This is a genomic window from Terrabacter sp. 2RAF25 (assembly GCF_052115265.1).
In the GTDB taxonomy this organism is placed as follows: Bacteria; Actinomycetota; Actinomycetes; order Actinomycetales; family Dermatophilaceae; genus Terrabacter.
In genome coordinates this window covers 187,313-212,020 of record NZ_JBFRGJ010000006.1, presented here as the reverse complement: position 1 = coordinate 212,020, position 24,708 = coordinate 187,313, and the positions used below count along the sequence as shown (strand labels likewise).

Annotated in this window: 24 protein-coding genes and 1 tRNA gene; 7 read left to right on the top strand and 18 right to left on the bottom strand. The window is 69.2% G+C overall.

Annotation, left to right across the window (positions count from 1 at the left end; genetic code table 11):
* Positions 1-128: 128 nt before the first annotated feature.
* Positions 129-359, bottom strand: coding sequence for a hypothetical protein (locus tag AB4091_RS16105; protein ID WP_442292777.1), 231 nt, complete (start codon positions 357-359; stop codon positions 129-131).
* Positions 360-852: 493 nt separating this feature from the next.
* On the opposite strand from AB4091_RS16105, the gene AB4091_RS16100 reads away from it, so the two are divergent.
* Positions 853-925, top strand: a tRNA-Arg gene (locus tag AB4091_RS16100).
* An 18-nt stretch (positions 926-943) separates the two neighbouring features.
* On the opposite strand, the gene AB4091_RS16095 is transcribed toward AB4091_RS16100, so the two are convergent.
* The 3 genes from AB4091_RS16095 to AB4091_RS16085 are packed head-to-tail and all read right to left on the bottom strand — an operon-like array spanning position 944 to position 3,887.
* Entirely contained in the window at positions 944-2,092 is a 1,149-nt protein-coding gene (locus AB4091_RS16095) for a tyrosine-type recombinase/integrase (protein ID WP_442292775.1), read from the bottom strand.
* Positions 2,089-2,292 (bottom strand): helix-turn-helix transcriptional regulator, encoded by a 204-nt coding sequence (locus tag AB4091_RS16090; protein ID WP_034716160.1) that lies wholly within the window; start codon positions 2,290-2,292, stop codon positions 2,089-2,091. The genes AB4091_RS16095 and AB4091_RS16090 overlap by 4 nt, the downstream gene beginning before the upstream one ends.
* A 14-nt stretch (positions 2,293-2,306) precedes the next feature.
* Entirely contained in the window at positions 2,307-3,887 is a 1,581-nt protein-coding gene (locus AB4091_RS16085) for a replication initiator (protein ID WP_051518433.1), read from the bottom strand.
* A gap of 436 nt (positions 3,888-4,323) precedes the next feature.
* On the opposite strand from AB4091_RS16085, the gene AB4091_RS16080 reads away from it, so the two are divergent.
* The gene (locus AB4091_RS16080; RefSeq protein ID WP_276203103.1) at positions 4,324-4,452 is read left to right on the top strand and encodes a hypothetical protein; all 129 of its coding nucleotides are present in this window, start codon (positions 4,324-4,326) and stop codon (positions 4,450-4,452) included.
* Between the two features lie 374 nt (positions 4,453-4,826).
* Here AB4091_RS16080 and AB4091_RS16075 read toward each other — a convergent pair whose 3' ends face one another.
* The gene (locus AB4091_RS16075; RefSeq protein WP_442292772.1) at positions 4,827-5,474 is read right to left on the bottom strand and encodes a mechanosensitive ion channel domain-containing protein; all 648 of its coding nucleotides are present in this window, start codon (positions 5,472-5,474) and stop codon (positions 4,827-4,829) included.
* A 176-nt stretch (positions 5,475-5,650) separates the two neighbouring features.
* Here AB4091_RS16075 and AB4091_RS16070 point away from each other — a divergent pair, with 176 nt between their 5' ends.
* Positions 5,651-6,139: a phosphatase PAP2 family protein gene (locus tag AB4091_RS16070; RefSeq protein ID WP_051518431.1), complete on the top strand. Its 489-nt coding sequence runs from the start codon at positions 5,651-5,653 to the stop codon at positions 6,137-6,139.
* 112 nt (positions 6,140-6,251) lie between these two features.
* On the opposite strand, the gene AB4091_RS16065 is transcribed toward AB4091_RS16070, so the two are convergent.
* The 4 genes from AB4091_RS16065 to AB4091_RS16050 form a co-directional block, all read right to left on the bottom strand.
* Positions 6,252-7,022, bottom strand: a complete 771-nt coding sequence (locus AB4091_RS16065) for a response regulator transcription factor (RefSeq protein ID WP_155892896.1) — start codon at positions 7,020-7,022, stop codon at positions 6,252-6,254.
* Between the two features lie 68 nt (positions 7,023-7,090).
* Complete coding sequence (locus tag AB4091_RS16060; protein ID WP_034716158.1) at positions 7,091-9,811, bottom strand: ABC transporter permease; 2,721 nt, start codon at positions 9,809-9,811, stop codon at positions 7,091-7,093.
* Positions 9,808-10,473, bottom strand: a complete 666-nt coding sequence (locus AB4091_RS16055; protein WP_442292769.1) for an ABC transporter ATP-binding protein — start codon at positions 10,471-10,473, stop codon at positions 9,808-9,810. The genes AB4091_RS16060 and AB4091_RS16055 overlap by 4 nt, the downstream gene beginning before the upstream one ends.
* A gap of 86 nt (positions 10,474-10,559) precedes the next feature.
* The gene (locus tag AB4091_RS16050; protein ID WP_205620913.1) at positions 10,560-11,339 is read right to left on the bottom strand and encodes an ABC transporter ATP-binding protein; all 780 of its coding nucleotides are present in this window, start codon (positions 11,337-11,339) and stop codon (positions 10,560-10,562) included.
* 273 nt (positions 11,340-11,612) lie between these two features.
* On the opposite strand from AB4091_RS16050, the gene AB4091_RS16045 reads away from it, so the two are divergent.
* Together AB4091_RS16045 and AB4091_RS16040 are read left to right on the top strand one after the other, a co-directional pair.
* On the top strand, positions 11,613-12,005 hold the full coding sequence (locus AB4091_RS16045) for a hypothetical protein (RefSeq protein WP_205620911.1): 393 nt from the start codon (positions 11,613-11,615) through the stop codon (positions 12,003-12,005).
* Positions 12,006-12,192: 187 nt separating this feature from the next.
* The gene (locus tag AB4091_RS16040; RefSeq protein ID WP_442292766.1) at positions 12,193-13,515 is read left to right on the top strand and encodes a HAMP domain-containing protein; all 1,323 of its coding nucleotides are present in this window, start codon (positions 12,193-12,195) and stop codon (positions 13,513-13,515) included.
* Between the two features lie 127 nt (positions 13,516-13,642).
* Here the strand turns inward: AB4091_RS16040 and AB4091_RS16035 are convergent, their stop codons facing one another.
* A complete protein-coding gene (locus AB4091_RS16035) occupies positions 13,643-14,314 on the bottom strand; it encodes a DedA family protein (protein ID WP_051518435.1) in 672 nt (223 codons plus the stop codon).
* Positions 14,315-14,537: 223 nt separating this feature from the next.
* Between AB4091_RS16035 and AB4091_RS16030 the strand changes: the two genes are divergently transcribed.
* A complete protein-coding gene (locus AB4091_RS16030) occupies positions 14,538-15,386 on the top strand; it encodes a COG4705 family protein (RefSeq protein ID WP_240474285.1) in 849 nt (282 codons plus the stop codon).
* Between the two features lie 339 nt (positions 15,387-15,725).
* On the opposite strand, the gene AB4091_RS16025 is transcribed toward AB4091_RS16030, so the two are convergent.
* Positions 15,726-15,923: an antitoxin gene (locus AB4091_RS16025; protein WP_034716152.1), complete on the bottom strand. Its 198-nt coding sequence runs from the start codon at positions 15,921-15,923 to the stop codon at positions 15,726-15,728.
* Positions 15,924-16,224: 301 nt separating this feature from the next.
* On the opposite strand from AB4091_RS16025, the gene AB4091_RS16020 reads away from it, so the two are divergent.
* Positions 16,225-16,845 (top strand): hypothetical protein, encoded by a 621-nt coding sequence (locus AB4091_RS16020; RefSeq protein WP_051518430.1) that lies wholly within the window; start codon positions 16,225-16,227, stop codon positions 16,843-16,845.
* Between the two features lie 362 nt (positions 16,846-17,207).
* Here AB4091_RS16020 and mscL read toward each other — a convergent pair whose 3' ends face one another.
* The 7 genes from mscL to AB4091_RS15985 form a co-directional block, all read right to left on the bottom strand.
* Positions 17,208-17,573, bottom strand: coding sequence for a large conductance mechanosensitive channel protein MscL (gene mscL, locus AB4091_RS16015; RefSeq protein ID WP_034716150.1), 366 nt, complete (start codon positions 17,571-17,573; stop codon positions 17,208-17,210).
* 163 nt (positions 17,574-17,736) lie between these two features.
* The gene (locus AB4091_RS16010) at positions 17,737-17,943 is read right to left on the bottom strand and encodes a hypothetical protein (RefSeq protein WP_034716147.1); all 207 of its coding nucleotides are present in this window, start codon (positions 17,941-17,943) and stop codon (positions 17,737-17,739) included.
* Between the two features lie 972 nt (positions 17,944-18,915).
* Positions 18,916-19,290 carry a GntR family transcriptional regulator gene (locus AB4091_RS16005; RefSeq protein WP_034719885.1) on the bottom strand — a complete coding sequence of 125 codons (375 nt, stop codon included), beginning with the start codon at positions 19,288-19,290 and terminating at the stop codon, positions 18,916-18,918.
* Complete coding sequence (locus AB4091_RS16000; RefSeq protein WP_051518746.1) at positions 19,287-20,156, bottom strand: hypothetical protein; 870 nt, start codon at positions 20,154-20,156, stop codon at positions 19,287-19,289. Before AB4091_RS16000 ends, AB4091_RS16005 begins: the two co-directional genes overlap by 4 nt.
* Positions 20,157-21,185: 1,029 nt before the next feature.
* Positions 21,186-21,485: a DF family (seleno)protein gene (locus AB4091_RS15995; RefSeq protein WP_034722829.1), complete on the bottom strand. Its 300-nt coding sequence runs from the start codon at positions 21,483-21,485 to the stop codon at positions 21,186-21,188.
* A 794-nt stretch (positions 21,486-22,279) separates the two neighbouring features.
* A complete protein-coding gene (locus AB4091_RS15990; RefSeq protein ID WP_442292761.1) occupies positions 22,280-23,614 on the bottom strand; it encodes a SpoIIE family protein phosphatase in 1,335 nt (444 codons plus the stop codon).
* Positions 23,615-23,736: 122 nt separating this feature from the next.
* Positions 23,737-24,579, bottom strand: coding sequence for a hypothetical protein (locus tag AB4091_RS15985; RefSeq protein WP_442292759.1), 843 nt, complete (start codon positions 24,577-24,579; stop codon positions 23,737-23,739).
* Positions 24,580-24,708 lie beyond the last annotated feature (129 nt).

Here is a 24,708-nt window from a genome sequence, read left to right as displayed (position 1 = left end):
AGGGGCAGCGGTACCCCAACCCCCGCCGAGCCGAGCAGCTGCACGCGCACCTGACCGCGGCAGCCCGTGGCACCACCGGACCGGACGCCGAGGCCCGCGCACAGATCACGGCGGCCTACGTCAGCGCACTACAGTCGCTGCGGATGCAGATCGCCGCCCTCGAGGACGCCCTCGAAGCCCAGCTGACCGCGCACCCCGACGCGCACATCTTCACCAGCCTCCCCAAAGCCGGAGTCGTGCGGGCAGCCCGACTCCTCGCCGAGATCGGTGACTGCCGAAGCCGATTCCCCACCGTCCAAGCCCTGCAAGGACCACTCCCACGCCACCCGCATCCTCGCCAGAGCATGGCTCATGGTCATTTGGCGATGCTGGCAAAACCACGAGGCCTACGACCCTGCACGCCACCGCGCCTACCAAGCCCTCCAGAAGGCCGCCGCTTGACACAGGGCTTCTCTTGCCGCGCTGCGGGCGGCCCCGAACCCGCATCGGTCAGGGCGGGTGGCAGACACGCTCACTGTGACTACCGCGAGGCTGCCGGGCGGCACCGTGTCCCCCGGGGCGGCGCGACGGGCGACGATGTTGGCGATGGTGCCGGGATCGACCCGGAGCGCGCCGCCTACCTCCCAACCGCCCAGCGGGCCGCCGTTGCTTCGCCACGCCAGACCCTGCCCCGCAGAACGCCTATCTATGCCGCTGATGGTGCGCCCCGCCGGTCCGTCGGCAGCCAAGTGCGGAAGGCTCGCTGCGGTCCAGTAGCCTGTCCCCGTTGGCCAGCCCGGCAGGGCCTCGTTACAGCGAGGGTTACAGCGACCCTTGCAGCGAGGTTTCCAGCGAGGGTTTCAGCCATGCCCCGCCCTCGTAGCTCAGGGGATAGAGCACCGCTCTCCTAAAGCGGGTGTCGCAAGTTCGAATCTTGCCGGGGGCACGACTACATTTCCGCAGGTCAAGAGCCATTTTCAGCCTCTTCCTCGACGCTCCGAATCGGCACGCTCCCCCGCTGGGTTCCCGTGGGGTTCCCGAGGGCCTTGTTGACGCGGTCCAGCGCCGCCCGGTCGGCATCGGTACCCATCAGGTGCCCGTACGTGTCGAGCGTCAGTTTCGCGGTCGAGTGGCCGAGCCACGACGACACCGTCTTGATGTCGACGCCGGCCGCGATCCAGAGGCTTGCGGCAGTGTGGCGCAGGTCGTGGGGGCGCCTGCCGAGCCCCGTTGTCGTCCAACGGACGGCCCTTCTCCAGTTCTGTGCCGAGAGGTACCCGCCCTCAGGAGCCGGGAAGAGCAAGTCGTCCGGCTCGCGACCTTCTGCCCAGGACTCGACGACCGGGCGGACGAGATCCGTCAGCGGGACGAGGCGTGAACGACCGCTCTTTGTCGTGGCCCGCTCGATCACCGCACCAGTGCGCCCCGACTGCGGAATGGACCGCTTCACGACGAGGCCGGGGTACGGCACGACGACAAGGTCCCGCACCCGGAGCCCGCGTAGTTCACCAAATCGAAGCCCGGTCAAGGCCAGCACGAGAGTGATATCGGCGTAGCGCTTCGTGTGCACGCGTTGCGAGTCCACCACCTGGAGCAGCAGCGCGATGGTGAACGGGGCGACCTCCACCACCTTGCCGGTCCGCGAGTCCGGACGAGGGAGCGGCAGGTCCTCGGCAGGCGACTTCGCGATGCGCCTGGTCCGAACGGCGTAGCGAAAGAGTCCTCGAAGGGTCGTGCGGACGCGGGCCGCCGTTCGGACGGAGCGCGACACTGCGAGGTCCGTGAGGAAACGCTCAATATGGACGACCGTGATCGAGGAGATCGGCAACTTCGCGAAGGCAGGCACGATGTGAACGCGCAGGGCGCTTTCGTCCGACTCCCAAGCCCGCACCGAGACCTGACCATTCCGAGAGTCGCGGTACTCCTCCGCCAGCTCGGCCACGGTGATGCGCCCCGCCGCGGGCGACACGAACTCGCCCGACAGAAGCAGCCGCTTCTGCTCCATCTCCCAACGGGCAGCATCGCCCCGGCGTCCGAAGGTCCGATCGGCCACGACAGACCCCCGGTGCTTGACCTGGACTCTCCATTTCCCGTTGGGCCTCTTGAGGATCACGCCGGCTCCTTCTGTGACTCCAGCCAGGCGAGTAGGTCCTGCGGCATCCAGAAACACCGCTTACCGACCCGGACGGCAGGCGCGAATCGGCCATGAATGCGGAGGTGGTTGAGGGTGCCCACCGTGATGCGGCACCATGCGGCAGCCTCGTTGGCGTTCAGAAGCTGCGGAGGTTGGATCTCATTCTTCGTCTCGCTCATTGTCTTCTCCTCACTCAGATTGTCTTACGTGATCCAAAATTCATTCGCTGTGCTGCTCGTTCTTGCGCGTATTCGCGGGCGCGGGCGGCGGCGGCCTTGGCGAGCTCCGTGTCGCCGTCGGTGTCCCAGCCGGTCCCGGCGTAGGTCCAGTGGCCGATGACGAGGGTCGTCTCTTCGGTGTCGTCCTGCAGGAGGTCATCGAGGTCGCGGACGTCGATGGTCCGGCCCTCTCGGTGCGCGGCGGCCAGGGCGCGCTGGTAGCGGACCCGTCGACGGCGGAGCTGTCCGAGCGTCACGGAGTAACGGCGGGACTTGGTAGAGAAGTGGCCCCGGAAGCCGAGCATGTGCCGCCACTTGAACAGCAGCCCGTACGGGTGGTCGCCCACCGGGTTGTCCTCAACGCGCGCGTCGGTGTGGATCCGGTCCGTGACGGCGGCGATCGTGGCGCGCAGCCGCCGCGCGTGCGGGCTGTCGGTGTTCACGCTGTCGGTGGCCGACTTCGTCGCGTACTTCGCGAGGTAGCCGGCGACCTGCTCCGGGGCCAGGGCCCGGTCGGGGTCATCGGTCCGGCGGGCGGTGGTGGCGGGTCGGGCGTCGAGCTGGGCGCCGAACCGCAGCCGCCGCGTCACGTCGCCCTCGTGCAGCGGCGGGGCGTCGAAGACCACGCCGGCGGCGGCCTGCTCGACGAGCCGGGCCAGCAGCGCCGCGCTCAGGCCGGCCGGGGCTGGGGCGAACCCGCCCACTGTCTTGGGTCCGTCGAGGCGGATGAGGGCGTGGAAGTGGACGATGCCGCGTTGCTGGTACTCGGCGACCTTCGCGTACTGCACCGTCACCAGCTGTCCTAGCCTCGACTCGGGGACGCCGAGGTGCTTCGCGAGGGCGCGACGCAGGTCGATGGTGAACCGGCGCCACAGCTCGGGTGCCCACCATTGCCAGACGAGGTGGCTCTCGTAGTCGTAGCAGTCCCGACACAGGGGCTGCCCGACCTGCTCGTCCCCATCCCCATGCCGGGTGTGGCAGACCGTCGGGCGGCCGTGCTCACAGACCCGGTCCTGGCCCTTGATGGTGAAAGGGCGGCAGGGGCGGCCGCCCCGGGTGCCGTGGACGAGCCCGAACGACGGCGCGGTCAGCGTCGCGAAGACCAGCGGGTTCTCCGCGACCTCCTCGGGCACCCCTTTGCCGCCGGTGACGCCGGCCCGGATCAGGTGGAACGTGTCCGCGGCATACACCCTCGAGCAGGACTGGCAGTCGGCCGCGCGCCGGTTCCCGCACCGCACGTGCAGCACCCCGAGCGGGGCATCCGTCGAGGAGAAGCTCGAGAGGACCTCGCCGGTTCGGGTGTCGACGGTCTGCGAGGACCCGTGTAGGCGGATCGGCTTGGCGCAGTGCCCGACTCGGGAGGCGGTTTCGGACCAGGCGTCGAAGTCCCGTGACAGTAGCCGGGCGATGACCTGGGCCTTGGTGGCGGCGTCGAGGTGGCCCAGGTCCAGTGGGTGGTCCTCACCCGTGGGAGCGGATCCCAGACGCTCGTCGGCGTGCTGGGCGGGGTGTAGGGGGACGGCGTCCCAGATGCGGTCTCGTGTTGCCCGGGTCATCTTCGGCCACCCCCTTCCCTGGTCCGGGTGGGTGTGCCGTGCAGCTGATGCAACCCCGCGCTGCACGACACACCCGGTCCGAAGGGCGGCCCCGAAACGATGAAGGAGATGCCGGCGCCGCGGGGGTTGCTCACACGCCGACCACGTCAAAAGGTCACGAAGAAGATGGCGGACCAGAAAGAGTGAGTGTGGTGTGTGACGGCAATTCGCTTGGGATGGCCTCTGGCCGGGGTGGGGAGCCGACCCCCAGGGCATCAAGCCCGCAGTTTCGTCAGTTCAGAATATTTGTGTAGGTATGTCCGCACTCCCACCATCCACACCCCGGGGGGTCCGGGACGAAGAAACACGCCGAGAGACCGCGGATGAGTGCGCGGGAATAGCTCTTGGGTGACGCGCGGGAATAGACCTTCGGCGACGGGCGGGTTAGCGTTCTTGCATGGATGAGCGTCCATCGCGGGAGGTCCGCGGCACGGTTCGTGACTGGCCCGCGAGCCTGATCTTCATCGGAGCCTTGGTTTGGATGGCCTACTGGCTCGATGATGCGACGCCACCGCTGTTGCTTTAGGCGATCCCCTTGGTTGGCGCCGTCTCGTGGCCCATCAGGCGTGGGATCTTCACGCGCAAGCGTTGATCGGTGGTCCAGGCGTTGGTACGCATGATCCCGGGACCACCCGCGGGCCATGGGGTCGGTGCGTACCGCTGACCGTGGTGCCTCTCGGACCGTGCTGACAGAAGCTTGCTGGCCGGACTGAGAGGCCGCCTAAGGGCGGCGTGATCATCACCCGGGCGCTCAAGGGGGCGGTCGACTTAGCGAAAGAAGGCCAGAACGGGACGCAGGAACGCGCTCTCCCGTACGCCCCCGTCACCCCACCCGTCGCCCGCGTCACCCTCAGGGCTACTCGCCCGTGACGTCGAACGTCGGACTTGGTCACCACGACGTCAGGCGGCCGTCGTGGAGGTCTCTTCTGGGCCGCGTCGGCCGGTGGCAGAAGCCAAAACGCCAGCGTTGGGCAGGGAGAACGGGCCGTCCTCAGTGATGATCTCGGTGTAGGTCAGGCCGATGCCGACCACCCGACCGTGGTACTCGCCCCCGAGAGCGCCGGACTTGAGCAGGATCCAGGACCCGATCTCGAAGGGGCGCGAGGTCAGCAGGACGAGGCCGGCGAAGAGGTTGGCCAGTGCCTGCTGGGCGGCGATGCCGATGACGACACCGGTGATCGCCCCGGAGAGGAGCAGTTTCTCGATCGGCACGTGCAGCACGGTGAGCGCCAGGACCCCGACGAGGACGTAGCCGATCATCGTCACCCAGAGCCGCAGGTTCGACGCCGTGCCGGCGCTGGCTCGGGCCCCGACGACCCCGGCGAGCTCGTTCGCCGTGTAGCGCACGGCGATGGCAGCGCTCACGGCGAAGACGACCGCGCCGAGGAAGGTGACCAGGCGCGGCGTCAGCTGTGGCGACTGCGGCACGCCGAACGTGGCGACGACCACGAGCACGACGAACGAGAATGCTGCGGCGGCGCCGGCCCGGCGCAGGTCGGCGCGCGCCCGTAGTGCGGTGGCGGTGGCGGTGAGAAGGGACAGCTTCACAGGCAAGGGCTCCCGGTGGCAGAGGTCGGACGCGGTCGCGGGCCCCGGCGGTCGCCGGAGCGCCCCCAGCACGGTAATCGCCCCACCTTGACGCACCCCGAAAGGGAGACTGCAAACAGGTCGTCGACAGTCGCCCTCGCAGCCGGCACACAGAAAAGGACAGGCATCATGGGTCGGTGACCCTCGTGACCCTTTTGGCGACCTACACCCTCTTTCTCGTCCTGCTCATTGCAGCGGGTGTATGGCTCACGCTGGACCGGCCCCGCAAGGTGGAACTCGTCGTCGCAGGGGTGCTGGCCCTCGCGGTTGTCGGGGTCCTGATCGTAGTCACGAGCGCCATCTGGACTGATCCTCGTCCCTTCCTGGTCGACGGGGTGGCGCCGGCGATCGCGCATGCTGCCGACAACGGCTTCCCGTCCGACCACACGGCCGCAGCGGCTGCCGTCGCGGGCCTCGTGCTGGCGTACCGACGACGCATCGGCATCCTGCTGGTGCTGCTCGCCGTGGTCGTGGGCATGTCCCGCGTGGCTGCTCACGTGCACCACGTGCCCGACATCATCGGCGGGCTCGGGATCGGGCTCATGGCGGCCGCAGCTGGGGTAACGCTGGCTCGTGTGGCAATGCGTACCTGGGTGGCCCGGCAGAGCGCATCGCGCGTCTCCTGACCGGTTGGCGGGGGGCTGAGACGAGAGCGCGCCGCACCGCGGAAGGCTCCGGCGCAGCACGGTTCACGGGCGTTGAACGGTGATGCAACGAACGCCCACTTTCGGTGACGGCTCACTGCGGTTCCGGTTGCCGCCCCTGGTGGTCTCCACTTCCGGTGCGCGGTGGGGCGTCCAGGCGGTAGCCGTGCCCGCGAAGTGTGGTGATGGTCGGCATCCGTTCCCCGGCGTTGGCCGCGGCGGCGAACAGGACCGATCGCAGATGTGCGATGTGGACGTCGAGGGTCTTGGTGGAGCCGTACCAGTTCTCGTCCCACACCTGGGCCATGAGCTTCTCGCGGCTCACTGCGGTGTCGGGCTGGTCGGCCAGGGCCGCGAGGAGGTCGAACTCCTTGGCGCGCAGTCGTAGTTCGTGGCCGTCGACGAAGACTCGTCGGGAGGACCGCTCGAGGGTGAGTGCGCCGAGCACGGTGCTGGCAGGCTGGGCGTTGTCGTTCGTCGTGTGGCGGCGTAGGTGGGCTCGGAGGCGAGCGAGAAGAACCGTTGCGGTGAAGGGCTTGGTGAGGTAGTCATCGGCGCCGGCGTCGAGTCCGGCGATGACGTCGATCTCCGCGGTGCGGGCGGTCAACATGATGATCAACAGGTCCGAGAACTCGGCGCGGACCTGCCGGGCGATGTCGACGCCGTCCGAGTCCGGTAGCCCGAGGTCCAGGAGCATCACCTCGCAGGGGCAGGTGCGGAGGTGCTCGAGGGCTCTTTGGCCGGTGCGGAACCAGCTGGCGTGGTAGCCGTGGCTCTCGAGGGCCTGTTGGAGGTGGCGGCCGATGACGGCGTCGTCTTCGACGATGACGACCGGCACGCCGGAGGATCCCCACGTCGGTGACATGGCCTCGATGCTAGGGCCCGAAGGTCTCGGACGGCTGTGACCGGTCCCTCACCGCGACAGCCCAGCGGTCAGGCATCACGCAGCTCCTCGACTGCCGGTCGGGTCGATGACCGGGCGCTGAACGCCGCGGCTGCTGCCAGAGCGGCCACCACGGTCACCACCGTCACGGTCAGGTACACCGTGGGGAGTGCGATCCTGGACGGTGGCGGGTCGAAGACCCCGGTCAGCACCCTGACGAGCATCTGCGTCAGGGCCCAGGAGATGAGGGCGCCGCCGAGCAGTCCGCCTACTGCCACGACAGCCCCTTCTGCCATGACGAGGCCTCGCAGTTGCCGACGTCGAGCGCCCAGGACGGAGATGATCGCCATGGTCCTGCGTCGTTCGGCCAGGCCGATGGCCAGCACCAGCCCTCCGGACCCTGCCGCCAGGATGACGGCGAACGCGAGCTCGAGGCGGGTGAGCCCGGCGAGGTTGACCGAGGTCAGGCTCGATCCGACGGCGGCCCGGGTGTGGGTGATGTCCGTGACGGTGGCGCTGGTGCCGAGGGTGTTGCGCAGAGCGGCAGCGACGGCCGGCTGGTTCGTGCCGGAAGTGTCGACCAGGTAGGTCCCGACCGCGTTGGACCCTGTCATCTTGGCCACGTAGTCGGCGTTGGCGACGAAGAAGCTGTCCTTGGGGGCCGTCGGGAACTCTTTGGCGATTCCGGCGTAATGGAAGGGGACGGTGGTCAGGTGGTGGGTGCTCTGGTTCTCCAGGCGCAGGTTGAGCAGGTCACCGGGGTGCAGCTGGAAGTCCTTGACGGTCTCGTCGCTGACGAGGACCGAGTCAGGCTTGGCAGCGAGGGTCGCCATCAGCTGGCGCGCGGTGCCGCCTTGGAAGTACGCGTCCTGTAGCGCGGTCACCGAGGCGATGCTGTTCGGATGCACTCCGTACAGGTCCTGCAGGTCGGCGCCCACGTAGGCGAAGCGGTGCTGCAGGGGCTCGACATGGGTCACGCCAGGCGTTCGGGCGATCGCTGTGGTCGCCGCCGCGGACAGGGGCGCGCCCGGGGCCGGGGTGACCGCGACGTCCGCGCCATTCGTGAGCTGCGCGTCGGCTTCGGCTTGCTGCTGGTAGGTGGCGTTGAAGGTCGCGGTCGAGGCCGCGAACGAGATCGCCAGGGCGAGCAGGACGACGGACCGGGTCAGGGGACGCCGTTGCCGTGACATGGTGGCCGCTGCCGGCTTGGCCAGTCGACCGGTCAGCGGCGCGATGAAGCGGGCCAACGGGCCGCGGCCGTATGTGAGGCTCATGGTGGCCAGGCGCCACAGAAACATGGCGCCTCCCAGCCACAGCAGGGTCGGTCCGAGGAAGGCCCAGTAAGACACCGAGATGGACGGGACACCTTCGGGTGCCAGGACGAGCGTGTAGTTGTCACTGCTGGAGACCCAGAAGACGACCAGGGCGACTGCGAGGATGGCGATGTCCACGCCGAACCGCATCCACCAGGGGGACCGGGCCCGGCCTACGGCGTGCCGGGCGTGGGAGACGGTGAGGTGGCGCAGGTCCCGCAGGGCGGGCGCCAGCACCGTCGCTCCGGCGATGACGGCGCCGAACAGGACCGCGAAGACCGCCCACGCCGGGGAGAGCCCGAGCACGCCGAGCGGCCCGTCTGAGGCGGTTGCGTTGCTCGACCCGAAAGCCCACCGAGAGGCGATCGCGCCCGCGACCAGCCCGAGAACGGCTCCCCCGCCCGCGACGAGTGCCGCCTCGATGGCAGCGAGTCGTCCGATCGCCCGCGGAGGGAGTCCGCGGGTGCGGAGCAGTGCCTGTTCGTCGCGGCGACGCTGTGCCCCAGCGCCGACGAGGGCCGCCGTGAGCATGGCGGCCAACAGGGCGCCGGGCAGCCCCAGGAAGAGGAAGAGCATCTGGGCGTAGGCGGCGTCCGAGCGGGCAGCGTCCAAGGCTGCGCCCACGTTGTTGCCGACCACCCCGGTACCGGCCAAGGTCGCCTCGAGGTTGTGCGCGGCTCCCAGGACTGCCGCGTAGGCACCGGCCGGGTCGCTGGGAAGCGGCGCGGACCGGGCGACGTGGATCTGGGTCGTCACCGGGACCACCGGGGAAGCCGGGGAAGCGGGCGTCCGGACCCCGTGGGCGGGCGTCGCCGCAGGCTGGTCACCGACGACCTTGGTGAACGTGGCCGCGGGCAGCAGGATCACGTTGTCCGGCGGCGCCGACGGCTGGGCACCAACGGGGGCCCCGACCTTCTGGAACAGCGAGTCGGCCTGGGGTAAGTCGACGACGCCGGCGACGGTGACTGTGGCTGATCGTGACCCGCCGAAGCTGATGGCCACTTGGCTGCCCGGGCGGATGTGCAGGTTCGAGGCGGTCTGCTGAGCCACGAGCACGCCGCTCGGGGCGCCGCTGAGCTGGCGAATCTCCCCGGGGAACTGCGCCCGGTAGCCGTCCGGTAGCCCGAGCACCATCGCGGCACCGGTCGTCTGCGTGGTCCCTCCAGCGGTGGCCTGCAGCCCGGTGCTGCGCGCGAACGTGACGGGCAACGCTGCGCGGACCCCGTTGGACCCGGCAACGGTGGCCCGAACTGCGGCGGGGTCAGCCCCCGGCTGGACCTCGACCTGCCAGTCGACGGCCACCGATCGCAGGGCTCGCGCAGTCATGGTCTGCTGCGAGACCGTCAGGAATGTCCCGAGGGAGGCAATGAGGGAGACGGCGACGGCGATACCGACGCTGACCGCCAGCAGGCGCCCCCCGCGCCGGCGCAGCAGACCCATCAGCCAGGTGCCGGTCATCGTCGGTCACCGACTGTGGTCGCGCTTGCTTGTGGGCCACGCGGCGCGCGCGAATGGTTCAGCCACGCCTCGTCCGTGTTCAGTCGACCCTCGTGCATCAGCCACCGGTCCTTCAGCCTGTCGGCCACCTCGATGTCATGGGTAGAGACCACCAGGGCCGCATCGAGCTCCTCGGCCGTGGCGAGCAACACGTCAACCAGGTGTTGGCCGTTCGCCCGGTCCAGCTGTCCCGTGGGTTCGTCGGCCAGGATCAGCGACGGTCTGCTCGCCAGGACACGTGCGACGGCCACCCGTTGGGCCTGTCCCCCGGACAGCTCCTCGGGGAGTTGGGTAGCGAGCTCGCTCACCTGTACCAGCTCCAGCGCCTCGGTGACGCGTTCCTCAGCCTCCGCGTCGGGCACGCCGGCCAGCACGAGAGGTAGCGCGACGTTCTCGGCCACCGTGAGGGCCGGCACGAGGCTCGGGCTCTGGAAGACGACGCCGATCTGTGCGCGCCGTTCGGTCTCCGTGGCTGGGAGACCGGGCCAGGACACGCGTCCTGCGGTGGGCGTCTCCAGGCCGGCCATGATGTGCAACATCGTCGACTTGCCTGAGCCGGAGGGCCCGACGATCGCGATGCGCGCCCCGAAGGGCACCTCGCAGCTGCTGCCGTGCACGGCCACGACGGCTCGTTCGCCGCGGCCGAAGGTGCGAGCCACTCCCTCGCAGCTCACTGCGAGGGCGGGTCGAGGCGTCGGACCAGGCGAGCTCATGAGGTGACCATCCCGTCGTGAAGGTGGATGACGCGGTCGGCGATGGCGACGACGCGTGGGCTGTGGGTGACAACCAGCAGGGCGGCGCCCGCCCCCGCTCGGTCGCGCAGGAGCTCGAGCACGTGTTGCTCGGTGTCTCCGTCGAGCTCGCCGGTGGGTTCGTCGGCCAGGACGATGTCTGGGTCGTTGGCCAGCGCGACCGCCAGGCCCGCACGGGCGAGCTCGCCACCGGAGAGCTCCGAGGCGTATGCCTCAGCGCGCCGTGCCAGACCGACCCGCTCGAGCAGGTCCATCACCGCGACGGGTGCGCCCGGGCGTTCGGTCGTCCCCCGCCGCTGCGTGCGTCCGTGGCAGGCCGTGCGGGCGAGCTCGATGTTGGCGCGGATGTTGAGATGTGGCAGCAGGTTGCGGCTCTGCAGCAGGACGCCGATGCGCCGGGCGCGCAGTCGCGCGCGGTCAGCCTCGGGGCGGTGGCTGAGCCGCTGCCCGCCGACACGCACGGTTCCGCCGTCGGGCTCGTCGAGTCCGGCGAGGCATCCCAGCAGGGTGGACTTGCCGCACCCGGATGGGCCGACCACCGCCACGGTCTCTCCGGGAGCGACGGTCAACGAGACTCCACGTAAGGCGAGGGTCTCCTCCTCGCCGGTGCGGAAGAACCGGTAGAGGCGATCAGCGGTGAGGGCGGCCGTTGGCTCCGAGCTTGTGGGTCTCCCGTTCCCGGTCACGGGGCCGGACGAGACCGACGACGCGGCGTTCGACCCGCTCAGGGAGGTCACGGTGTCCACCGCAGGGAGTCAGACACGGTGCGCCACGGGTCGACGTTGTCCGCGTTCACAGGACCCGAGAGGGTGAGGTCCACTCGAATCCCGGCGTGAGAGTACGAGTACCGCTCGAACGCGTCCCGGACCACCTTGCCCGTCACGGGATCCACCGCCGAGTCACCTTGGTAGGTCAGCAGCACAACCGGTTGTCCTGCTCGCCTCGCCGTCCCCACCTTGGGTGAGGCGAACTTCGGCACGCTGCCTTGCAGCTGAGGCACGTCGACGTTCATGACCGTTGAGGTCGTGGGCGCGGTCGTGGCCTTGGTGATGTGGACCTCGATGCGGTTCAGTTTGTCGCTGAAGACCGTGGACGCTCCCGTCGTGGTGCGGGCCCATCCCTCGGGGACTTTGACACTGACGTTTGCGCCGCTGGGCGTGAAGGGCACGTACACCTGCGTGTCGGGGATGTCCCCGGGCGGGTTGCTCTCGGTGGCGGCCGGGGACGCGGAGCCTGGCGATGACGCGGCGGGCTGCGACCCCGGACCGCTGGTCGAAGTCGCTGTGACCCGCGCAGATGTGGGGGCAGGCGCGGGCGAGGAGGGGGTGCTGCTGCAGCCGGAGAGCAGGATGGCTCCCGTCCCCATCGCCGCTGCAAGCCGGATCCTGGTGACAGTCATGTGATGCCTCTCCCTGGTTGCGCCCGAATCGACCTCGGACACCACGCTAGAAATGCGGTGGTTAAGCGTGATGCGACTCTGGGTTAGAGGAGGGCAAAACTTCCCGACCCATCACGCCAGGGACTGCCAGGCACTCGAGACTGGACCCGGGGCGCGCGAGGATGACAGGCATGCGTCGACGAATCATCCGCGTGGCCGTCGTGGCGGTTTCGGTCGCCCTGGTCCTCTTCGGCATTCCGTTGGCGTTGGCCGCCAGGGCCACGATCCTCAACGAGGAACGAAGCGAGCTCGAACGCACAGCACTGCTCGCTTCCCGGCAGGTCGGGCCGGACTTCCTGGCGGGTGACCCCGTAGAGCTCCCTCCCGTGGAAAGCGACAAGAAGGTCGCCGTCTACGACGCCTCGCTGACCCGCAGGTCCCCGACCGCGGGAGGACCCGCAACTGCCGACTCCGTCACCCGCGCAGCTGCCCGCGGAGTTGAGTCTGAGGGCGTGGTCGGCGCTGAGTTCGTGGTCGCCGTTCCGGTCACCGTAGGTGAGAGAGTCATCGCGGTCGTTCGAGCCTCAGCCCCCACGAGCCAGACCTTTGCGGGGATCCTTCTGGCCTGGGCAGCGTTGGCGCTGTCCGCCGCGCTCGCTCTGGGCGTCGCGGTCCTCGTGGCGCGACGCCAGGCGCGATACCTCAGCACCCCGCTCGAGGCACTGGCGTCGGCCGCCGAGCGCGTCGCCAGCGGAGACCTCCAGAGACGAACCGAACCTGTCGGGACACCCGAGCTCGTCCGACTGGCACGGACGCAGAACGAGATGCTCGACCGGCTCTGCGACCTCATCGCCCGTGAACGCCGACTCACCGCTGACATCTCTCACCAGCTACGGACCCCCGTCACCGGCTTGGCCCTGGGACTGCAGAACGCACTGAGCTCCGATGGCAACGCAGCGGCCGCGGACTCTCACGCCGCACTGGTCGATGCGCTCGGGCAGGTGCGGGATCTCGAGCGAACCATCGACAACGTCATCCAGCTCGCCCGCCCGGAGGCGGGGGTGTTGGGCGCGGCCCCGGTCCGCAGCGTCGAAGACTTCGGCACCGAGATCGAGCGGCGATGGCACGGCCCGCTGTCCGAGGCGGGGCGCCCGTTGGTCGTCACCGCCCAGACCGACCTTGCGCTGTTCCTTCCGCAGTTCGTCGTCACGGAGATTCTGAAGATCCTCCTCGACAATGCCATGCACCATGGTGCCGGACGCGTCACGGTCGTCTTCCGTGACCTCGGCTCGTTCGTCGCGATCGACGTCGCCGACGAGGGTTCGGTCCAGGCCCGTAGCGAGGAGCTCTTCCGGCGAGGCCAGTCCGGCAGCGACGGACTGGGTATCGGGTTGGCCCTCGGGCGATCGATCGCCGAGGCCTATGGCGGCCGGCTGGCCCTGACTCGGCAGCAGCCGACCCGTTTCACTCTTATGGTTCCTCTCTTTCCCGCTGAACCGGACCCGGCACCAGCCAGCGACGATCCGCAGCGATAGGAACTCGCAGCCGACAACCGAGAGCCCGAGAGCCCGAGAGCCAAGGCTGACTCTTTCGAGCCGCGAGCAGGAGCTCAGGCGCTCGAGCCCTCCCGGTGGATGGCGGGCTCGTGCGTGTCGGGTCGGCTCAGATGGCCTCGTCCACGGCGCGTCGGTGGCGCCACCACTGGAGGGCGACGGGCACGAGGGAGAGGACGACGATGACGACGATGGCGACGTCCAGGTTCTTGCCGACCGCCGGGAAGGCGGAGCCCAGGGAGTAGCCGAGCAGGGTGATGACCGGCACCCAGAGCACGGCACCGACGCCGCTCCAGAGGACGAAGTGCCGGCGCGGCATCCGGCTCGCCCCGGCGACGAGGGTGATGAAGGTCCGCACCAGCGGCACGAACCGGCCGATCACCAGTGCCTTGCTGCCGTGCCGGTCGAAGAACGCGCGGGACTCATCGAGGTACCGGCGTTTGACGATGCGCCCGTCCCGTTGGTGCAGGGGCACGCCGATCACGCGGCCCAGGCCGTAGCCGACGACGTTGCCGAGGAACGCGGCCACGATCAGGGCGGGAAGGGCCACGAGCAACGACGGCAGGTGCGGCTTGCCCGCCGCGATGAACAGGCCGATCGCGAAGAGCAGCGAGTCCCCGGGCAGGAACGGGAAGAGCAGCCCGCACTCGATGAAGACGAAGACGAGCGAGACGACGAAGAACGCTGCGCCGTAGGTCGCGAAGAGGTAGTTGGGGTCCAGCCAGCTCGGTCCAAGAGTCGGTGCCATCGCCGGTGCGATCGCCGGTGCAAGTGCGGTCATCACGGGGCCAACCGTAACCGGCGACCCATGGACGCCACCTGTGGACAGTTCACCAAGTGTTCACGATCGGCGGGATCGTGCGTGATCGACCCCGAAACCGTGGCTCCGCGGGGTGGTCCCCATGAAAACGCAGAGGCTCCTCAGGTTTCGGTCAAGGCGGCTCGGTTGGTTTGTCGCGTTTGCCCTTTCCCGTGGCACCGACCCGTTTCAAGGAGACCGCCCCATGTCCGCGACACCCAAACCCCCCTCACCTCCCCGGGCCCTGAGCCAGATGCTCAACAAGGTGCCCGAGGTCACGATCTACTTCTGGATCATCAAGATCCTGTGCACCACCGTCGGCGAGAGCCTCGCCGACTACCTCAACACCACCATCGGGCTCGGACTGTCCACAACCACCGTCATCTTCAGCCTCGCCCTGGCGGCCGCCCTGATCGTGCAGTTCCGGCTCCGGCGCTACGTGCCGGCCGCCTACTGGACCGTCGTCGTCCTCATCAGCGTCGTCGGCACCCTGCTCACCGACAACCTCACCGACAACCTCAACGTCCCGCTGTCGCTGACCACCGGCGTCTTCACGGTGGTACTCGCGGCCGTCTTCGGGATCTGGTACTCCCGGGAGCGGACACTGTCGATCCACTCCATCATCACCCGCCCCCGGGAGGCGTTCTACTGGCTCACGGTCCTGGTGACCTTCGCGCTGGGCACCGCAGCCGGCGACTGGACGCTCGACCTGACCGGGTGGACCCCGGGCGCGTCGGTGCTGCTGCCCGCCGGGCTCATCGCCGTCACCGCACTGGTCTGGCGCGTCGGCGCGGGCGCCACCCTGTGCTTCTGGGTCGCCTACATCCTGACCCGGCCATTGGGCGCCAACCTCGGCGACTTCCTCGGCTCCGACCCCGCCGACGGCGGACTTGGCCTCGGCACCGCCTGGACCAGCCTGCTCTTCCTGGCCACCATCCTCGCCATCGTGACCTATCTGAGCGTGACCCGACGCGACCAGACGCCCGTGGCCGAGCCCGCCCCCGAGACGGTCCTGGCTAGGCGAACGGATCAGGACGACGCGCTCGTCGACTGAGAAACAGGGGGCGTCTGACCCCAGACCTGATATGTCGAGGAGATCGTCCCGGCCCACGGCCCTCGCCTTCCTGCAAAATCCAAGGAGGCGAGGGCCGCAGAGCAACACGGGACGCGGGAGCTCCGCCTTCGAGCGCATGCGTGTGACCCACAACTGTCGTTTAGGGCGCGCACCTTGGACGACACGCTGACGGAGGTGCTGCGTGCGACCGTCCGCACGCGGAGCACGGCGACACCCGTCGCCGCCGCCCGACGTCGTCACCTGTCAGCCCGAGTGCCGCTCCTTAGCGGGCAGCATGACTGTGAATCACAGTGGGCTGCCGGATTGGTCAGCAGCAGCTCATTGGCCCGTCGGGTTGTCGGGCTGGAGGCCGAGCTGTCCCTCGATAGCGTCGCCGCCCTTGGTGATCTGGTCGGTGAACTTGCCGCCGGTGCGCTCGTCGAGGATGCCCTCAGCCTTCTCCAGCGCCGCCTTCGCCTGCTCGGGATGTTCGCCTGCGAGCTTCTTCGCCTGGTCCACGATCTCGTTGAAGTCCATGAGGGACCCTTCTGCCGGGGCACCGTACTGCTTGGTGCAGTGGTCAGGAACCTACTCGCGACGACGACGCTCCACCAGAGGCCCCAATCGGCGGTTGGCCGTCCCGCTCGTCCCGCCCAGCTCGGGCCGTCGGGATCGGACCGTCCCAGTGCACGCTGGACGACAGGGCCGGCCATGACGGACCCAGCGCGCCGCAACCTGACAGATGCCATGCACGAAACTCCCAGCAGGCGCTGCGATGGTCGATGCCCCAGGACGGGGCCGCGGCTCGCTTCTGAGCGCGGGGCCGAGAAGGAGCACGATGACCACCACTACGCGCCGCCACAGCGTCCTCGCGCTTTGCCTGCCCCTCGTTGCCGCGTCGGTCACTCTCGCCGGTTGTGGACCGAAGGCGACCACGACCCCCGCGTCGCCTGCCGTCGGCGCCTCGTCCGCGCCGGCATCGGCAGCGCCCCCGGGCTCGAGCACGTCGGGGTCCGCGCCGGCCACCGGAACGGACACCGCCTCAGGCTGCCCGACCTCCAACACGCGGGCCTTCGCCAAGACCCGACTCGTCGCCGATCTCGGCATCGTTGCAGGAACCTTCCACCGCTACCTCTACAAGCCGTGGCAAGCCGGCTCATTCAACAAGGGAGCCAACGGGCGCACCCTGGCCATCGTCAAGGCTGCCGGGGCCGCCGCGCTCGACGCGAAGCTGCTGCTCAACGCCACCGAGAACATCAAGGCCAACCCCACCCTCTGCAAGGTCCTGGTCCAGCCGATGACCCAGCTCGAAGGCAAGCTCGCCGGCTTCAAGAGCCAAGCCCTCGCCGGCAACCTCGGCTTCATCGGCGACGCCCAACAGGCCGTGACCACCATCGAGCAGCAGGCGAGAACCGCCGGACTCCCAATCACGGAGACCACAAACACCAGCGGCGCCTGACCCCGGCCGCCTGACCGATGACCGCGCCGAAACCCAAGGGGGCCGTGGCGGCCAAGCGGGGACCCAACACTTTCGCCGTGCCTGGAAGGCGCGCACCAATTGATCACAGACAACCCAATCGCGGGACCAGTCACGTGCTGCGCCCAGGCCTCGTGAGCCGACTCCGACGACCAACCGGCAGTTCGGCCGGAGAGCGCCCCGGTCGTTGCTCACGTCAAAGAGACCGCCGCGGATGAGGGGCACCCCTAAATAAGCGTGTCGGTGTGCGGTGTGAGCCTCCCGCGCGTCGGCCCCCTCCACAGGGCTCCCGCACGGGAGGCGGTCACTGGTATCGCGTCGCCCGCCGCTGGCTGAGAGCCAGGTCAGCGCGACCGCAGGGCGTCGCGGATCTCGGTGAGCAGCAGGACCTCTTCCGACGGCGCCTCGGGCTCCGGCTCGACCCCGGCCGCCCGCCGGGCGGCGAGGTGGTTCATCGGCGCGACGACCATGAAGTACACGGCCGCAGCCACGATGAGGAAGCTGATCGTCACCGTGATGAACGTGCCGAGGTGCACACCGCCGGGCGCCCAAGCGGAGAAGTTCGGGGTACCGCCGAGCTTGCCGACCACGTCCATGATCACGGTGACGAACGCCTCGATGACCTTGCCGAAGGCGCCGGCGATGATGACGGCGACCGCGAGGTCAACGACGTTGCCTCGCATGATGAAGTCCTTGAAACCTTTGAGCATCGGTTCTCCTTTGTCAGAGCTCGACGGTGTCGAGGGTGTCGAGGGTTTGGACGGGGTCCTCGGGTCGGGGTGCTTCCCGCCCGAGATGTCCGACCGCCGGCTCCACCGTGAGAGTGGGCCGGACGGCCGATGGGTCCCCTGGTACATCAGCCGAAGAATGTGGCTACTCGGCGAGCTTGGCGATGGCCTGCGCCCACAGGAAGTACTTGTTCGTGCCGAGGTCACGCACCGTCTTGATGTTGAAGGCGGCCTTGAGGTGCTCCGCGTCGCCGGCGCTGACGCCCTGCAGCGCATCCACCGGCGCATCCGCCAGCTCACTCAGGGATGAAGCCTCGAACGCCTTGTCGACCTTGCTGGCGATGTCGCCCATGATCACTCCTGCGTTGTCAGTGGCCGCCGACATGGCGTGCCATGGTGCAGATGTACACCCGACAGGTCCCACCCCGCACTCCCAACACGGCAGGAGTCAGTGAACGTTCAGCAGCGGCGACGTCCATGCTCGCACCAGCAGGCGCGCCCATGGCGGCCCAGGCTGTGATTCCAGGCGCAGGTCTTGTCGCACACCCCCTCCCCGCCTCTACCAACCGGTGGGTGGCTGCCTCCTGTAGTCGCCGGTGATCACTCCCCCCATAGCTGCATCGACCCGGCCGCTCGCACCACACGTATGCGCTGCGTGGCTCCTTCCGCAGGCGCAGCCGCAGCGGGCCCTGCCGGATCAGGAGCCGGTCGATCGTGCGCTCCGCTGGGAGCTTCACCCCGTGCCCGGATTTGCGCTCAGCTCCATCCGGGTCCGGCGCGATCCCCCACCGCGGATGCTTGCGACGCACCTCGGTCACAGCGACCTCCACAACGGAGGACGCCTAATCCGGGCACGACGCCGGTCGATGGGACCGGTCCGCCAACCACAATCAACTGATCAGTCAGATACCGACCGACCCCCCAGTGCAACCTCGCCCGGCGCACCCTGCGCGAGCACGTCGACCGCAGTGAAATCCGCGGCTGCCAACACCGCACGGACCGCATCCCCCTCTGCTCGATGACAGCCAAGACAACCAGTGCCAATCCCGGCCTCCTCGAGTCCGGACGTCCCACGGTGACGACCAGCCCCGCGGTGACGAACCGGGCGCCTGTCGCGAAGCAGGTGGCGGACGACTGTCGCGCATCACCCGACCGACGACAGAGGTCAGCAGTCGTGTCTTGACAGAGGTGACGCTTGACAAGGACGCCGGTGACGCTTGACAAGTCTGTGTCAGCCGGTGCTTGGCACAGATCCAGGTGAACGCGCGAGGGGCATGTGCGATTTTGCGCCGGCTGCGGTGCGGGTGGCCCGTTCCGCATCAGCTCATGACGGCAGCTGGCGACCTAGGGCGACGATGATCTCCTCATCGGTGAAGCCGAGAGTCCTCGCACGCGCCACGAACTCTGCAGCCATGCCTTCGAGCAACTGTCGTCGACCTCCTTCAGGTGCTCGCGCGTGCGCGGCGACCCGGGTGCCGCCGCCGCGGCGGGAGGTGAGTAGTCCCTCTTGCTCGAGCTCCCGATAGGCGCGCCCGACCGTCCCGACAGCCACGCCGAGATCGCCGGCCAGTTGGCGCAGTGGCGGGAGTCGGTCGCCCGGGCCGAGAAGCCCTGCCGTGATCAGGTCGGCGAGCTGGCGCCGAACCTGCTGGTATGGCGGCGTCGGGTCGTCTGGCTGCAGTGTGAGGACCAGCGTCACCGAGTCTCCACGGGCTGTTGGGCTCTCTCAGCAGGCAGTGCCCCTGGGGTGACTATCAGGCCCAGGAGCCAGCCGAGCACCAGCAGGGCCACCGGCACGCTCGCGAGCAGCGCCCAACCGACTGGCGCCATCCAAGGGCGTTGGCAGTCCATCCTCAGCAGGGCGGTCCCTGCGAAGAAGGCAATGCCGGCGTGGCTAGCCGCCAGAGCGGCACCTGCTGCCGCCAGAACCCGTGTCGTGGACGCCCGGCGGAGCACGTCGTCGCCCACCTCGTCGGGCGCGAAACCGCGCGGCCGGCGTACCACCGCCATCAACGCAGCCAGGGTCGCGAGGCCCATGACGACAAGCAGCGCAGTCAAGGGCCCGGAGTAGAAGCTGCCCGGATAGGGAGAGGCGACGCTACCGGTGCCACCGCACTGCGCGGCCACCTGCCGGCCGGCGCGTCCCATGTCGTCCGCGGAGGCGGTCGCCGTGGTGAGGGTCAGGGCGGCGAGGTGCAGCGCTGCAGTCGCCACGACCACGGTGGTCACGCCCCGCGGCAGGTACTCGGTCACCTGTCGCGTCTCCAGTGAAGCGGTCCGGGGACCGGCCGGTCGCCGCGGTCGGACCACCGTTTCACCGAGTCCGACACCAGCAACGAGGGAGACGCCCAGGATGGCGGGGGCCAGCATGGCCCCACGCCCGAGGTCCAAGGTGCCCTGAAGCAGCCACGCGACAACGCCGCCAGTGACAACGGCGGCAGCCAACATCAGCCGGACCCTCTTCCACTCGTCGCCCGTCACGATGCGTCGTCGGGCCAGCGACAGAGCGATCAACGTCAGCAGAAGCGGCGTGCCGACGAGAACGAACAGAACGATGAGCGACATCGAAACCCCCGCGCGTTTGTGTCACGTAGTTGTGACAAGAGGAGAATGAATCGATGCGTGGCTTTGTGTCAAGCCCTCGGCACAAGCTATTTCGTCGACCCCACCGCTCCGAGCGGGCATCCATCCAACGGTCGACAACCACCCCGGCATCCCTCCGCTTAACGACAACGGCCACCGAGCCTTTCCCAATGCTGAGCCTGTCCGGCGCATTGACTGTCAAGCATCAGGCCAGACGGCACCGTCAAGCATCACCCGAGACAGGACACGGAGTCGGGATCCGAGTCGGTGAGGACTTTCTGTACTGGCTCAAGCTGCGCCTGCGGCGCAGAAAAGCGCGGGGACCCGCGGCAGGGACCCCGCGCTGCGGGCGGCGCTGGCGCGCCGTCCTCGCGCACCCCACCGCCCCCACGCTTTCGACCACATCCAGGGGGCGACCGCCCTGCCGCCCTCAACTGGACCGACGACCGCGAGTTCCGCCTCGCCATCAGGCGCCATGACGAGGGCAGCCCCCGCCGTCGCCTCCCGGCACAGACCCACGGAGGACCACTGCCCACCAAAGGGACGTGGCCGGCCCCACCACCCGCATGCCGGGCCTCCGCGTGCGCCTTCTGCGCGTGGCCTCCCAGCGGAGCCACCTTGGCATCACTGCGCAGACCAACACGGCGCATGAGGCCGCCATGACGGCCACCGCGCTGGGGCGCACTGGGGGCACACTGGATCGCCAAAGGTGGTTGAGGGCCCGCAACCGAGGGCATCGGCATCGCAATCGAGGGCATCGGCGTGTGCTCAGAAGCGAGCTCTCGAACAAGCCGACAGCCCCGTCGACTCAGCAATCGATGCTCGGCTTCCGGCCGCCGGTCCATGCGCTCTTGCGACCTTGAGGAAAGACCCAGCGAACCAGACGTAGCCCTGGTCGATGGCAGAAGCAAGCTTCCGGGCACCCTCAGATGACGAGACCGCCGCGCTCCCGTACCAAGCCCACCATTGCAGCTGCAACATAGGCCGTCACAGCCAATCCGAGGCCGCGCCTCAGGACAGGGCCTCAACGAGCTGCTCCACGGTCGGCGACCCCGCTCGGCCGTCCGGGGTCGTGAAGACCCGACAGGCCAGCGCCACCGGCTCCTCACCCGACGCAAACGGGTCCCTACCGTTGACGAGGATGGTCGGCGACCCGATGAAGCCGAGGCGCTCCGCGTCCTCCGACGTCTCCACCAGGACCCGTTCGATCGGCTCGTGATTCCGGCCAACACTGGCCAAAGCAGAGCGAAGCCGCTCCTCAGCCACCAGCCAGTTCGGGCACCCGTCGAAGTACAGCAGCCGCACATCCACGCCTCCATCATGCGCCCTCGGAGACGGCCCCGGACGGCGTGCCCGCACGCACCACCTTGGGACACGAGACACAACCGAAAACGCGACCTCCGGTGCCCCACAGGTGCCCGCAGTCGCAAGACCGGTAGAAGACAGCCGACATGGTGCAGCGCCAAAACCACTGCGACACAAGCGCTTCCGAAGATCCGACTTAGCTCGGTCGGACTCCTAAAGCGGGTGTCGCAGGTTCGAATCCTGCCGGGGGCACCACACGTCTGTATGACTTCGTGCGACCCACCGGCCACAGCCCAAGCCCTCGACTGGCTCCGGCCCTCCGGACGCGTTGCTCTTCAGCACCCGCTGCGTGGCGGATGACCGGTCCTCGCGAAGCATCCGCACGGGCAGCGTCCGGCTGGCACTCCCTCTTTCATGCGCCGACTCACTGGGGTGACCACGGCCGCGCTCGTCGTGCTGGGGTTCCTCGGCTTCATCGTCGGCAGCTCCGTCAAATCCCTCGCCGGCGCGTGGTGGGCCCGGCCGACGATTCCCATGGTGGCCATCGGCTTCGTCGTGATCTGGGAAGCACAGGTCGCCTGGCCCGACGACACAACGCCCTATCCCTCGCGCCGGCGGTTGACCGGGCTGGGGATCGGCTTGGCCACCGTGGCTTCGGCCGTCCTCGCTGAGCCCGCAGGGGTGTGGCGTTCCCCCAGGGGTGGGCGTTGCATCGCGCATCACCAGCGGAACGGCGCACTCATGAGGGAGGCGCGGTCTGACGGGACGCACCCAACGAGCCCAAGGCGTACGCGGGCGCCTCACATGCGCAGCACGATGAGGGCGATGTCGTCACGCAGCGACGAGCGCGGCGGCAGCTCCGACAGCAGCCGGTCGGCGAGCGAGTCGACGTCCAGGTCGCGCAGGCGCACCAGCGCATCCGAGAGCCGGCCGATCCCGAGGTCGAGGGGCTCGCCACGTCGCTCGACGAGCCCGTCGGTGTAGAGCACGAGCGTGTCACCGGCGCGCAGCATCGCGGTGCCCAGCGGCCGGCTCATCACCTTCTGGGTCACGGCGAGGGGCGGCCCGAGAGCCTGGTTCATCGTGTGGATGGTGCCGTCGACCCGGAGGATGAGCGGCGGCAGGTGGCCGGCGCTGCTGTAGATGGCGAGATCAAGGGCCGGGTCGATGACGACCTTCACCGCCGTCGAGGCGGTCGCATCGGGGCTGTGGCGGGCCACCCGGTCGAGAGCCGTCATGGCCGCGGCCGGGCCGACGTCAGCGACGGTGAGGGCGCTGAGGGCGCTGCGCAGCTGTCCCATGACCGCTGCCGCACGCAGACCGTGACCGACCACGTCACCGACCGCGACCGCGAGTCGTCCTTGGCCGAGGTCGGCCACGTCGTACCAGTCCCCGCCGACGCGCAGGGCGTCCGAGGCCGGCTGGTAGCGGACCGCGATCTGGACGGACTCCCGCACGCTCAGCGGCACCTCGGCGGGGAGCATGACCTCCTGGACGGCGATGCCGAGCTGTCGCTGGGTCTCGAGCGCGAGGTCGAACAGCTGGCTCTGCTCGGCAACGGCGGTCGCGGCGACGACAGCCGCGCGAGCCTGTCGCCCTGCGGGCTCCAAGGGCTGGCTCAAGGCAGTGGCGAGGTGCGGCACGAGGGCTGTCACGTCGTGGACGTTGTAGAGCACGTGCCGCGGCACGCCGGACGAGTTCGGCACTGGCACAGCGGTGCCGATCCAGTAGTGCCCGCCACCCGACTCTGCTTCCGCCGCAGGTCGACCGGTGTCGCTATCGTAGCGCTGCAGACCAACCACCACGGATCGGCCGGTGTCCAGAGCCGACCGCACGGCGCGCCGGACAGTGTCGACCACCGGCTCCGCACCGGGCACCGTCTCGGGCCCAGCCGGCTGGCTCGGCAGGACGTCGGCGAGACTCGAGCCCACCAGCTCGGTCCGGCTCCGGCTCACGGCCTTCACGTAGGCGTCGTTGCAGTCCTGGATGATCAGGCCGATGTCGAGCACGACGCAGGGGCTCGGCACCGCGTGGAAGAGCGCCCCGAAGTCGAGCTCCCCGGCCCCGCGTTCTCCCGCGCCCGCGCCAGCCACCAACCGTGGCTGGAACTCCGGGTGTGGGTGCGGCGACGACACGAGCCAACGCTAAGCGCGGTGTGACGCGCGTGCGGACCACTTGGGAAAACTCGTCGACGCGATTCCCGCGCCGGCCGCGCCGATCGCTGCCAGACGTCACCCGGACGGCCCGACCCCCTGCGTCAGACCGGGCCGCCCGAGCGGGCCATGAACGCCGGGGCGCGCCGCACGAGCAGCCACCACGGCACGAGTCCCACCGCCGCTAGCGCGATGAAGGGCGCCACCAACGCGGTGGACACCACGGTTGATGCCGGGTCTGCCAGCGCCCCCAACCACTGGTCGACAGCGATGCTGACGCCCTCGATGACCCACATGCCGAGCAGCGCCGCGACCACGACACCTCCGCGTGCCTCTCGCCGCCACAGCCAGAGCGCGGCCACGGCCGCGAGCGGCAGCCAGACGGCGAGGTCCTGGACATAGATGGCGTTGGTCTGCACCCCGGTCCCCTCCAGCATGGGCGTCGGGTAGACACCCAGCGACGGGACGATGCGCGCCAGCCACGCGACCACGTTGAGGCCCGTCACCACCCAGACGTATGCCGCCACGCCGCGCACCGGCGCCCGCTCCACCACGCCCTGCCCGACCGCCCAGACCTCGTACGAGACGCACAGGTGCCCAACGGCCCACAACGCGAGGCCCAGCATGGCCACATACAGGAGGAAGGCCGCGTTGAACGGGGTGAGGAACAGGAAGAGCACGCCGTTGTACACGACGTAGAGCAGGGCGCCGAGCGCGGCGAGCACGGCGGCCCCGGATCCGCGCGCAGCCCTCCACCACGACCCGAGCAACACCGGCAGGGCGACGACCAGCAACACCAACGCGGTGCCCCTCGCGGACCCCTGCATCGCCTCCGGGCCATGGAGCAGGCCAGGGTCGGCGAAGGTCCAGCCGCCGGCAGCGGCCCCCACCGCTGCCGTGGCCACGGACAGGTTGCGCGCCGTCCCCAACGTGTCGTGCCCGGCCATGGCCCCTCCTCTCCTACTCAAGGTAGTAGAGGTTTCGGGCGTGCCGACGCGCAACGACGACCGACGTGACCGATCGCACTCGTGGCCGGCTGTCGCACGAGGGCAGCAACCGACCGGACCGGGACAGTG